Source organism: Tissierellales bacterium, assembly GCA_025210965.1.
GTDB lineage: Bacteria > Bacillota > Clostridia > Tissierellales > JAOAQY01 > JAOAQY01.
Window position 1 is genome coordinate 16,253 of the sequence record JAOAQY010000043.1, and the last position, 11,555, is coordinate 27,807.

At 29.3% G+C, this 11,555-nt stretch carries 12 protein-coding genes; 1 reads left to right on the forward strand and 11 read right to left on the reverse strand.

From position 1 onward, the window contains the following. Positions 1 to 154 precede the first annotated feature (154 nt). From N4A40_03025 to N4A40_03040, 4 genes are all read right to left on the reverse strand, one after another. The gene (locus tag N4A40_03025; GenBank protein MCT4660807.1) at positions 155 to 526 is read right to left on the reverse strand and encodes a hypothetical protein; all 372 of its coding nucleotides are present in this window, start codon (positions 524 to 526) and stop codon (positions 155 to 157) included. A 19-nt stretch (positions 527 to 545) separates the two neighbouring features. Further along, positions 546 to 1,403: a hypothetical protein gene (locus N4A40_03030; protein MCT4660808.1), complete on the reverse strand. Its 858-nt coding sequence runs from the start codon at positions 1,401 to 1,403 to the stop codon at positions 546 to 548. A gap of 236 nt (positions 1,404 to 1,639) precedes the next feature. Beyond that, positions 1,640 to 2,458, reverse strand: a complete 819-nt coding sequence (locus tag N4A40_03035) for a hypothetical protein (GenBank protein MCT4660809.1) — start codon at positions 2,456 to 2,458, stop codon at positions 1,640 to 1,642. Beyond that, on the reverse strand, positions 2,451 to 2,915 hold the full coding sequence (locus tag N4A40_03040; protein MCT4660810.1) for a hypothetical protein: 465 nt from the start codon (positions 2,913 to 2,915) through the stop codon (positions 2,451 to 2,453). Before N4A40_03040 ends, N4A40_03035 begins: the two co-directional genes overlap by 8 nt. 126 nt (positions 2,916 to 3,041) lie before the next feature. On the opposite strand from N4A40_03040, the gene N4A40_03045 reads away from it, so the two are divergent. After that, a complete protein-coding gene (locus N4A40_03045; protein MCT4660811.1) occupies positions 3,042 to 3,515 on the forward strand; it encodes a hypothetical protein in 474 nt (157 codons plus the stop codon). 1,000 nt (positions 3,516 to 4,515) lie between these two features. Here the strand turns inward: N4A40_03045 and N4A40_03050 are convergent. The 7 genes from N4A40_03050 to N4A40_03080 all read right to left on the reverse strand — a co-directional run bounded on the left by N4A40_03050 (position 4,516) and on the right by N4A40_03080 (position 10,957). Further along, complete coding sequence (locus tag N4A40_03050) at positions 4,516 to 5,313, reverse strand: alpha/beta hydrolase (GenBank protein ID MCT4660812.1); 798 nt, start codon at positions 5,311 to 5,313, stop codon at positions 4,516 to 4,518. A gap of 64 nt (positions 5,314 to 5,377) precedes the next feature. Then, positions 5,378 to 6,289, reverse strand: coding sequence for a YafY family transcriptional regulator (locus tag N4A40_03055; GenBank protein ID MCT4660813.1), 912 nt, complete (start codon positions 6,287 to 6,289; stop codon positions 5,378 to 5,380). Between the two features lie 52 nt (positions 6,290 to 6,341). Further along, complete coding sequence (locus tag N4A40_03060; GenBank protein MCT4660814.1) at positions 6,342 to 6,485, reverse strand: hypothetical protein; 144 nt, start codon at positions 6,483 to 6,485, stop codon at positions 6,342 to 6,344. An 880-nt stretch (positions 6,486 to 7,365) separates the two neighbouring features. After that, entirely contained in the window at positions 7,366 to 7,842 is a 477-nt protein-coding gene (locus N4A40_03065) for an ASCH domain-containing protein (protein ID MCT4660815.1), read from the reverse strand. 467 nt (positions 7,843 to 8,309) lie between these two features. After that, on the reverse strand, positions 8,310 to 8,549 hold the full coding sequence (locus tag N4A40_03070; GenBank protein ID MCT4660816.1) for a hypothetical protein: 240 nt from the start codon (positions 8,547 to 8,549) through the stop codon (positions 8,310 to 8,312). A 430-nt stretch (positions 8,550 to 8,979) separates the two neighbouring features. Further along, on the reverse strand, positions 8,980 to 9,768 hold the full coding sequence (locus N4A40_03075; protein MCT4660817.1) for a hypothetical protein: 789 nt from the start codon (positions 9,766 to 9,768) through the stop codon (positions 8,980 to 8,982). A 538-nt stretch (positions 9,769 to 10,306) separates the two neighbouring features. Continuing rightward, a complete protein-coding gene (locus tag N4A40_03080) occupies positions 10,307 to 10,957 on the reverse strand; it encodes a phenylalanine--tRNA ligase beta subunit-related protein (protein MCT4660818.1) in 651 nt (216 codons plus the stop codon). Between the last annotated feature and the right edge of the window lie 598 nt (positions 10,958 to 11,555).

Here is an 11,555-nt window from a genome sequence, read left to right on the forward strand (position 1 = left end):
CACACGATAATCATTTGTCCCCCTTTAATTAAATGATTGTAAATGAAAAACTGCCGGATGTCGGCAGTTTTTTTATGTTAATAATATATTTTTATAAACTCTCACAATTTTGAATTCCAGATACTTCACTAGTAAAGATGCTAATATAACTGACTTAAGCTCCTAGAATCATACCATAGATTAGCCTTAATATTGCACAACATACAATAATCAATTTAAATCCACCTTTTTTACCATTCTCTGTTTCACTACGTTCAACACAGATTAAAAATAAAATAAACAATCCACTCATAACAGAAATACTCAAACTATCAATAAAAAATGAAAGTTTATCAGTAGTGACTCCTATTTTTTCAGACAATAATTTTAATTGATATTGAGTAAAAACTGAACTCAAAGAGCTGTCTTTTAAAACCCAAGAAAATTGTATAGGAATAAGAATTCCAACAACTGAATATACAATTCTTCTAAATACTAATGCTATAAAATCTACATATTTATTTGATATAACATCAAAAAAATCCATTTATTTCTCCCTTTTATTTCTAGTATATAAAATTATCCAAAATACAGTTAAGTGTATTGCTTATTTCATTATCAAATTCTACTGATTGTAATTCAACATGAAGATTTATATATTCTAATGATTGTGGCAATGAATATATTTCTAAATTTGGATTTAACAATTTAATTTCAGTAAACAATGAATGTCTATACTTGTCAACTGATGATTCGTGTGTAACAACAAATATTGAATCTGAAGCCCTGCTTAATAACTTAGTCATATTATCATAATCAACAATATAATTAATCAGTATGTAATCATATTTATCTAAACTATATAATTCATTTCTTATTTTTTCAGATATATCATTCACTTCATAGTTATGAAGAATATCATAATTCACATTTTGCTCTAAGTAAAATACTGAATAATCTACATTTGAATATTTTGTCGATAAAACACACTCAACTATACTTCCAACTCCATTCTCAGATACATGCAAATAACTAATATCAGATTCTACATCAATCTCTAAAGTATTAAATAAATCATCATATAATGGCTGATCTATAACTAAAATCTTTGAAGATGATAATTTTTTTATCAATTCACTAGTTATATAATAATTAATTCTTCGTTTTGTCATAGTATTAGCAATATATAAAATTTTGGGTTTGTCCATTTCATAATTTACTTGAGGAATATTGAAACATTCAAACAATTCTAATTTGTTAGGTCCTATTTTATCACGGTACTCATAATAAAATCTATTCAATATAGGAACTGAAGGATTTACTAAACCTTTCCTCATTCTATAATACATATCGTAATTAGAATTATTCTTCTTACGACTCAACTTAATTTCGTACTTCTCTAAAAAATCATTAAATTTATTCATTTCATTCCTCCTATAATATTTATATCTAAACTATATTACTTATGAATAAAAATAGATAGTTGAATATAATCAACTAAGATATACTATCCTATTATCTGATCTTAAAACTTATTGATTTTACTCTACTTGGATATAATAATCCTTTCAAAACAAAATAACTCTCATTTAATAAAACGAGAGTTACTTTATTGAATTATTTTAACTGTTTTATTCTCAACTACCAGTATAATAATATGTTATCCTAATTGTACTAGCTCCTTTAGTTTAACAATTATATCAGAATGTAATTCTAAAAATTCAGCAATAGAGGGCAACGTTAGTGCCTTTAATCCTAAAAAGTTAATAAATCTTTTACTAGCACTTTTAACTCTTCCTAGTTTTGGAGTGGTAGATTCTAATTGCTCTATTGCAATCTCAATATCATCAATAACTTCTTCTCTTTCTGTTTGTGGAATATTTTGCTCAATATTAATGGTATTAATCAAGTTTTTTAATAGCTCCACCATATCTTTCGTCTCATTAATGTTATATGTATTACTTGAATGAATATTTCCTGTAGCAACATTCGCTGTTCCATAATTATTATGAATATTTTGCTTAATAGTCACATTGTTAATATCCTCTAAAAGAAGTAAATCCTTAGCAATAAATCCATTAATAACATCAACCAATGGTTTGAAATATGATGTAAGATTACGTACCATATCAATTATCTTATTACTTCCTGAAGGATATTTAAATGCATGGCTTTCTATAGATTTTTTTGACTCTATTATATAACTCATATAATCATAAATAGCTTTAACATGATCTACCTCTAATTTTGGTGGGTTTATACATCCCCATCCAGCATTCTCAAATCGAAAGCATTCCTTAAAATCAAACTCTGTATTTTCGAAATACTTTACAAGTTTAAAATTTATATACTCATTATCATTTATATACTCTAAAAATCTATGTAAATTTACGTCTGATTCATTTCTTTTTGGATTTAACATTTTACTTGATAACTCTCGAAATTCCATACTTATAATCTGTAGAGATTTCTTATTCATAATTTATACCTCCGCAGTTAACACAATAAGTTATTGACTCGCCCATATTGTTTATAACTTTATACTGAAAACCACATTCTGAACATGACTTAATTACTTCAGAACCCAAAAATTCTCTATACTCCTTTACATTAACCTTTTTTAAAGGCTTATGAGTCATTTTCAAAATACCTTTTTGCCTATTTATCTTCTTAGCCATATCACCAAATGACTTATTAATCATTTCAATAGCTATATTTTCTAAATGAGATTGCATTACCACTTCTTGCTCTTTAGAAAAGAAATTGTTTCTTTCTTCTTTCAAACCACAATAAGGACAAAATATAACCTCTGTATTTATCTCATCATTTTCTAAATCATCTATTAACATCTTAAAATCCGATTCACAAAATGGACATTCCATATTAATATAACCATCTTCATCTCCATAAAATGTGATTTCAACACTTTCCATCATATATATCCCTCCTATTATTTTATTGCAGAATAATTATAACACAAAAACTGGAGAATCACCTAAAAACATACCAAATTACATTCCAATAAAATTATACATATAGTAATATTTTCTTGAGGTGTTTTTATGAAAACTAAGTTCAATAAATTAAATCTAATATGGATAATCTTAATACTATTCTTTCTGATTGAAGGTGTGATATATTATCATACTCCCTATAATCCTTTGACAGAAGTATATGATTCAGGGGCTGAAATCAAATATGCTGAGTACCAAATACTGTTCCATAAACTTCTTGTAACACGTACAGAGGAATATGGAAGTGAAGTTCACTATGAAATATTAAAGTATTTTGCAGATATGGACATGGTTCCTTTAGATAGGTATTCAAGAAAAGAAAGAACTTTAAAATATCCATCACGATTCCTCATGTTTAACGTTGGTGATCCATATAATAAAGCAGTTATGATTAGATTTATAAGTCCAAATGTATTCAGAATATCATCAGATGATGTTCTCGAAGATGGCTACTACGAAATCCAAGGTCAAGGTGTAGATTTCATATATCTAACCAACACTTTGAAAGAAAATAACTTTTAAAAATACTTTTGGGGTCAGGTCTCTCATTCTTGCATTTAAGCTAATAAATTTATAACTGAGAATGAAACTACTCAGTTTATATTTACGGTTTAGCTTCAGCTAAAAGCATCCTTTTGGTTTAGATTGTCTACTAAGAAGGGATTTCTTTAGGTTAAACTAATTTAAAAACAGGTCATATCTGTACGGAGAAAATCAGTTAATTCAAGGTCTAAAATAAACAATAACCTTTGGGGCTAGGTCTACCATTTTCCCGTTTTTGGGTACAGACCTTGAAGAACAGTCTGATAGTACCTAGTCTGATTGTCTGAAAGGAAGGGAGTTTTGGAGTAATCGCATCTTTGGTAGATGCTGGAGCAATTCGCACCTTTGTGTGGAGCAAGAGAGCAAAAGGGTGTATAGTCGGATATAGTTGAAAGTACTATAGATCTAAATCTTTTAAACCTATCAGACAATCTAACTAAGTACTAACAGACTGCTTTAAGGTGAAATCACTCCATATGCATGTCATTACTTTGCTGACAGGAGCGACTTCAACTCGGGTCTTATATATAGTTTCTTTTCGATAGAAAAAATTCCTTGTGTCTTCCGAACTACGAACTGCGACCAACAACCTACGTGTTCATTTAATATAATTTTTTCTTTACACATTGCTTACTAACAGTTCATAATCTATTCACAGATGTGGCTTATTATATATTTATAGCAGATAACAAAAACAATAAACAATAAGAAAAGCCAACTTAATAACTACATGAGATTAAATATCTCAAAATCATTTGTCCCCCTTTAATTAAATGATTGTAATTGAAAAACTGCCTGTCCCGGCAGTTTTTTTCATTGTGCTTAAAAACTTTTTTCAAAGTGCGTTTAGGGTCAGGTCTCTCATCTTTGCATTTGATGTATCAGTCTCATGGTCTGATGGTCAATGCTTTAGATCTTAATATTTTAAGCCTAGTTGATCATTTTACTGAATCAATCTTGGGGATTATATAAGTTATCTTTAATCTATAAATTTTATTATCCTATCAATTAATAGATTTGCTTGCTCAAGTGCTATAATATGTCCTGATTCAATTTTTTCTTCTTTATAGTTTTTAATTTTTTTACTTAAGGTTTTTGCTGAATTAAATACATCTTCATAGTCATAAGTTCCTACAAGATTATAAACTTCCTTATCTATTTTATCTAAGAATTCATTGACTGGTGGATTTATGAAATATGGCATTTTAAAGTTAGCACTTTTCAAAAGACTTTCCTTTGTTATTTTTTTAAATAATTCTATATTATATGAAGATATATCTTTTTCACTTCTCTTTTCTCCCACCAACCAAGCTTTAGTCCATATTTTAGTAGCCTCTTCTATATTTCCCCTGAACAATTCTGATTGAAAATCATTCATTTTCTTCACTTTATTTATATCTTCTTCTAGACCAAATAATCCAGCCGAAATAAGAAATAGTTTTTGGACTTTCTCTGGATACTGTATAGTATACTCAAGTGCTGTGTGGGCACCTGCTGAAAGACCTATTAGACTTACATCACTTATATTTAATTCATTAATTAAGAAATTCAAATCCTCATACATGCTATAATCAGAGTCATCCTGCTCAGTCTTTCCAGTATATCTAAAGTCGAGTTGTATGAGCTTGTATTTTTTTGATAACTCTTCTTCAACACTACTCCATATCCTTAAATCTGCAAAGGCTGAATTAAGTAATATAATTGGCTTACCTTGACCTGTAATTTTATAGTGTAATTTTAAACCATCTTTTTCTAAGAACATACTTTTATTATTCATAATCAATCTCCTTTTTTATTCTTCATTATTATTCTAGAATAAAAAATAGGACATCTAGTGTGTCCTATTTATAAAGATTATTCATTTTTATTATCATTTCTTTTACATCAGTTTTTAAGGACTCTGGTTCCACAACTTCAACTTGATTTCCAAAGGATAAAATCATGGATATTAACCAATTGTCTTTTTTGCGATATGTTTTAACTGTTATGTAATCCTCATCTAATCCATTTATCTCATCTGGATTAAAAGTATCTATTATTCTTGGGTATGAGGTTTTGCTGAATTTTAATATCTTAATTTCCTCATCAAAAGCTATCATTTTTTCATTATCAAAATCACTATATTCCCTCTCAATAAAATGTTTGTCAGTAATTTCAAGTTGACTTATCCTATTAACCTTGAAAACCCTAAATTCATTCCTTTTTAAGCAATATGCGTATAAATACCATCTAGAACTTTTCATTTTCAGACTATATGCTTCTATTTCCCTTTTTGATGGAACTCCTTCTAAATTACAATATTCTATACTTATTAATACTTTATCTTTTATTGCATCAGATAAAGTTTTTACCTTTAAGGAAATTGTTTCATCCTCATTCCAAGGGGACAAATCAATTTTCATTTGAACTCTATCCTTATTGGTATCAGCATTTAGTGCATACTCAAACTTCTCCCACAGCACTTCAAATTGCTTGTTATCATAAATACTTCTCAATCCATCTAGTACTGAGTTTAAGACAGCTAACTCAAAAGTTGACAAAAGTTTTGTATCAAATTTATATGAATCAAGTATTCCGTATCCACCCTTCATCCCTTTTTCAGAAAAAACTGGTATGCCGGCCATATTCAAAGTCTCTATATCTCTTTGAATTGTTTTAACAGACACTTCATTTTTTTCAGCTAAATCTTTTGCTGATACTAAATCATTGTTTAATAAAGTTGTTAAAATCGATAATAATCTGTATATTTTCATGGTTTCACCTTTTTCCGTTCATTAATTTAAAGCTATTTTTTTATTATCTTCTTTAATAAATTTCTTTTTCAGATAACCTTAATGCATCTTTGGGACAATAGCTTACAAAACCTATATACTTATTATAATCTATTATCACCTTGCCATCATCAATTCTTATTGCATTTGCTGGACCTCTTTTTTTGTCAAACTCCACATCTTACACATTAATTATGCTCAATCAATACTTTTGGGGCTTGGACAAAAAAATTAACTTTCTGGGGATAGACCCGAAGATCGGTCTGATAGGAATTAGTCAGATTGTCTGCTAGGAAAAGCTTTAAATAATTTTCTTCTAGGTTAAACTAATTTGTGAGCTAATAATTCAAATTGAAGTGATTTTATTCAGTTTGAAATTATGGTTTTGCACGGCAAAAAGCATCCTTTTATTTCTTACTAAGGAGAAAATCAGTTGGTTCAGGTCATTTTTAAGCAAAATCACTCCATATGATTATAATCCTTAAAGGAACTGCGACCAATGACCTAAATGTTCATTTAATATAATTTTTTCTTTACACATTGCTTACTTATCGTTCATAATCTATTCACAGATGTCCTTTAATATATAAATATAGCAAGAACAAGTGCTATTTAAATAAAAGAACAACGCTAAACAAATCCTTATTAGAAATTCTTATATTTCATTATGTATCTTCAGATTTAAAAAATTTTGAATCCAACATATTGAAATAAGAATCAACTAAAGGATATTTGTATTAGCTCATAAACAAACAAAACAATAAGAAAAGCCAACTTAATAACTAAAATTGAGATTCTAATGAATTTCAAACAGTAATCATTTGTCCCCCTTTAATTAAATGATTGTAATTGAAAAACTGCCTACCCCGGCAGTTTTTTTCGTTGTGCTTAAAAACTTTTTTCAAAGTGCGTTTAGGGTCAGGTCTCTCATCTTTGCATTTGATGTAGCAGTCTGATAGTACTTAGTCTGATCGTCTGATAGGAAACGCTTTAGATCTAAATCTTTTAACCCTATCAGACAATCAGACCATCTAACTACCAGACTAAAAAGCAAGGCCTTAAGACTTATAAACTACTTTAAAAACTTCACAGACAACTAACATATCTTCTGAAAATTCTTGATTGAATTCTTTTAATCCTCTGCTAAAGGCAGCTATATGGGCCTTTCTCCAGTAGTTCAAGCTTTTATCTCCTTCACCTTCAGTTCTTGCAAAATCTTCTGTTACATCCTTAAATGGTACATGAGTTATGTTTGTTGTTTTTATAATGCACTTAGCTATTCCATTCCAGTCTGTGATTATACTTAAATCTGATACTTTTGGTAATACTTCGCCTTCTATTTCATACAAATCATATAATGAAGCAGTCGCTTTTTTAACATCTTCTTTAACTAACTGGGCTAGTTCATTTGCATCTTTTTCATTGTCACAAAAGTGCCAAGAAGTATATTTTTTATCAGTCTTTGTAATATCATCACCTATAGAAGTTAAATATTTTTCCCACATTTCTTTTACTGACTTATGCTCTTCATTCATTGTTATCTCTCCTTTTATCTATTAGAATATATCAATTTAAAGGTATATTTTTACTTCTTTTTATCACCATATACTTCTAAACTACTTTGTAAGCTAATAATTCAAATTGAAATGTTCTTATTAAATTTTTTATTATGATTTTGTTCTCTTCTCGGAGAAAAGCAGTTGAAATAGGGTCTTTTCTCTTAGACCCAAATTCCCAAGTGAATCCTTCCGGGTAGTTTTGACCCAAAATGGATTTACTTTAACAGAATAAGTATATTTCTTCTCGGCTAAACTGCTTTGTGAGCTAATAATTCAAATTGAAAATGCTTCTATTCAATTTTTAATTATGGTTTTGTGTACAGCAAAAAGCATCCTTTCCTTATCTCTACGGAGAAAAGCAGTTGGTACTGGGTCTCTTCATTAGCTAAAAACAGCCCTCTGTGCTTTTGAAAGAACTGCATCCAAGAATCTACTGAACTTCCCTATCCAATAAGATTCTTGGCTTTATCGTAATCCCCTTTCTTTACATACAAATAGTGAGTTGAACTATTTGCACTTGCCAGTACTACTCCTCTACCTCCACGGCTTCCGGAATAGACGGTTCTGGATTTTGTTTTTATTGAATTATTGTTAAGTAAACTTTGAACTCCCATTTGCCTTGTTCTATCATATGTAATATATATTTCTCTCCAGCCTAGTAACATTAGTATTATTATGTACATTATTACACCTCCTATAATAAACATTTTTAGAACCTAAAACACATCTACTATAATTAGTGTATATCAAAATACCAGATAATAACAATGATTTTAGTACTTAGTCTGATAGGAAGAGAATTTTTGTGCCACCAGTATTTCTATAGAAATACTGGTGACCATCACACTTGTTTTTGCAAGTGTTGGTGCCATTACTTCGCTAATACCAGCAGCATGGCTGCATTGCTTGGGTGAAAAGTGGAATCGTTTTATATATAAAACTAGGGGAATTTATTTTGTAAACAAAATAAGGAGAAAGGGAAAAACTCAAGACCATTATTATCTCTTACGGAACTTAAGCTCTTCCTCTTCCTCGAAATATTGTTTGCAATATTGATTCTCCTAACACAAACACAGTCTTGTGTGATTCCTCTTTTCCCCTAACAACATTGAGCTAAACACTGCTTATTACCTCTTCTTGCCCAATCTTTAAAACCATTCCTTTTTCTAAATCATCTCTTATAGATTGTTTCAAAACTATCTTACTAGTAAACTGATCATTTAAGGTTTTCTTTACTAAAGCAAGAATACCATTAAAATCATCAGCACTTAAATACTCAGAATAAACTACAAATTCATCTGGTGCCAAGAGACTAATTGATGAAATTAATAATTGGGATATTACTTCTACTCTTTTACTTGAGGATAGGTAATATAGTTTGTCCCACTCAAAATCTGGATACATATTTTTGATTTCTCCGGGAAAAGTGCTTTCCTTAGTATCAAGATAATTATTGAAATAGATACCCATTCCTGGTGGATACTCTTTGGGTATAAAAACTCCTACTATTTTTTTCAAGGTTTCTTCTTCATCAAGTTTTTCATGACTATATCCAAATACTGCTGCATCTACGTCGTTTATGAAACAAATATCTAGGTCATAAGCTTTAATTTTTTCTCTCATTAATGATTCCGATATTTCAAAGAAATCTGTTAAATGAAATACACCTCTATCACTTGAACCTGGCATAGCAAAGTAATAGTTTTTTATCCCTTTGTAACTTTTAAAAATTTGCTCTAATATAGTAAAAAATATATTTTCACCTAATAGATCAAAGGTCCAATTATTCCTGTTAGTAACTTCTCCTTTATCATTTACCAGCATGACATTTAATGATACTCTACCTTTATTCTCATAAGCATAAACTATACCACTCTTATCTTTGTAGTTTTTATCAAGCACTATTGACACCTCCATATAGTCGAATACATTATCTTCTTAATGTAATAATACTATCTTTTTAGGTGTTTTTATATCTGAATACTTTCAATTAATAAAACTATTCTACCAAAATAACAGTAGTTGGTCTTAATCTGATTTGAAATCCTTTAAAAAACTTTCTTATAGGATAAACTAATTTGGAATGCGGTCACCTCTAACAAGAGAAAATCAGTTGGTTCTGGGTCTTATATAAAATATCTTTTCGATTTAACCTTGGCTAAAAACATCCCTCTTGGGTTTTCAAAGATGTAGACCAAGGAACTAAGGTACTTATTATACAATCTAACTAATTTAAGGCAAAATCACTCCATATGCATGTCATTACTATGCGGATAGGAGCGACTTTAACTGGGGTCTTATATAAAGTATCTTTTCGACAGAAAATTACCTTGTAAGTTAGTAAATATATATTGAAAACGCACTAATTCAATTTATATTTACGGTTTAGCTTCAGCTAAAAACATCATTTTTGGGTTTTCAAAGACCTACGACCAACGAACTACGGCATTACAATTGTAATGCTCACATTCTCACCCGATGCATACTTTTCTAAATAATTTTTCATATCATTAAGTGATGCTTCTAGTCCTTGACCATCACCAAAAGCGTGTATTACCATTAGTATTTTCTTAGTGTCTTCCGTTACCATTGTCCTTAATGAATCTGATGTTGCACTTCCAAATGGTCCTTTTTGGTCAATTAGGACAGGAAGTTTGTCTATATTTAATATCCCTCTTCCGATGCCTTCATAAATCTCATCACTTCCTACTCCGTAAACTATATCCCCTTCTATCTTTTCCATGTCGTAGGCTCCAACACTCCAAAGAGTTCTCATTGAGATGATATTGTTTATATCTACAACATTGCTTACATAATAAATACCTTTTTTCTTTATTATTCTTCTAAATAATGAATCAGAAGATATTCTATACCTTGAGGGATCCTTACATAGTGCTTTGTATATAGCCCTTGATGCTTCTAATGTTTCATTTCTATAATTATCTAGGGTCAATTTTTCTATAACTTCTACTTCTTTATTTAATAGCTCAACTATTTCACTGCATGATTTTTCTACTAGAACATCAGCTGTTAAAATACCAAGTGACATTGCTTTATCAAGTGATTTTATCTTATCTGAAATTTTTATCATATGTACTCCTTTATTTTCTTAATCTTTATCTTGTACTAAATTATACTATAGTGATTTTTAGATACAAGTATTATACTGTCTGGTAGTTAGTCTGATAATGAGCTAATAATTCAAATTGAACATGCTCCTATTCAGTTTGAAATTGTGGTTTTGTGCAGCAAAAAGCATCCTTTTGTTTCTTTGTGGAGAAAAGCAGTTGGTACTGGGTCTTTAAGGACATCAGAATCAAGTGAATCCTTCCGGGTAGTTTTGACTCTGAATGGATTTACTTTAACAGTATATGAGTTCTTTAGAGCAAAATAGACCTTCAACATAGGTAGTTCATCTATGTTAAGGTCATTAACAAAACATTATTAATTATAATTCTTCTATATAAATATATATCCTTTTGTTTTTAATAATTATGAATCTAACATATTTATATAAAGAATCAACTGATTGATATAATCTTTCGTTTTGAAGGTCTATAACAAAACATTATTAATTATAATTCTTCTATATAAATATATATCCTTTTGTTTTTAATAATTATGAATCTAACATATTTATATAAAGAATCAACTGATTGATATAATCTTTCGTTTTGAAGGTCTATAAC

Bases quoted from the DNA above. Each gene is read 5' to 3' on its own strand.
- N4A40_03025 (MCT4660807.1), bottom strand. From the start codon at position 526: ATGGATTTTTTTGATGTTATATCAAATAAATATGTAGATTTTATAGCA.
- N4A40_03030 (MCT4660808.1), bottom strand. From the start codon at position 1,403: ATGAATAAATTTAATGATTTTTTAGAGAAGTACGAAATTAAGTTGAGT.
- N4A40_03035 (MCT4660809.1), bottom strand. From the start codon at position 2,458: ATGAATAAGAAATCTCTACAGATTATAAGTATGGAATTTCGAGAGTTA.
- N4A40_03040 (MCT4660810.1), bottom strand. From the start codon at position 2,915: ATGATGGAAAGTGTTGAAATCACATTTTATGGAGATGAAGATGGTTAT.
- N4A40_03045 (MCT4660811.1), top strand. From the start codon at position 3,042: ATGAAAACTAAGTTCAATAAATTAAATCTAATATGGATAATCTTAATA.
- N4A40_03050 (MCT4660812.1), bottom strand. From the start codon at position 5,313: ATGAATAATAAAAGTATGTTCTTAGAAAAAGATGGTTTAAAATTACAC.
- N4A40_03055 (MCT4660813.1), bottom strand. From the start codon at position 6,289: ATGAAAATATACAGATTATTATCGATTTTAACAACTTTATTAAACAAT.
- N4A40_03065 (MCT4660815.1), bottom strand. From the start codon at position 7,842: ATGAATGAAGAGCATAAGTCAGTAAAAGAAATGTGGGAAAAATATTTA.
- N4A40_03070 (MCT4660816.1), bottom strand. From the start codon at position 8,549: ATGTACATAATAATACTAATGTTACTAGGCTGGAGAGAAATATATATT.
- N4A40_03080 (MCT4660818.1), bottom strand. From the start codon at position 10,957: ATGATAAAAATTTCAGATAAGATAAAATCACTTGATAAAGCAATGTCA.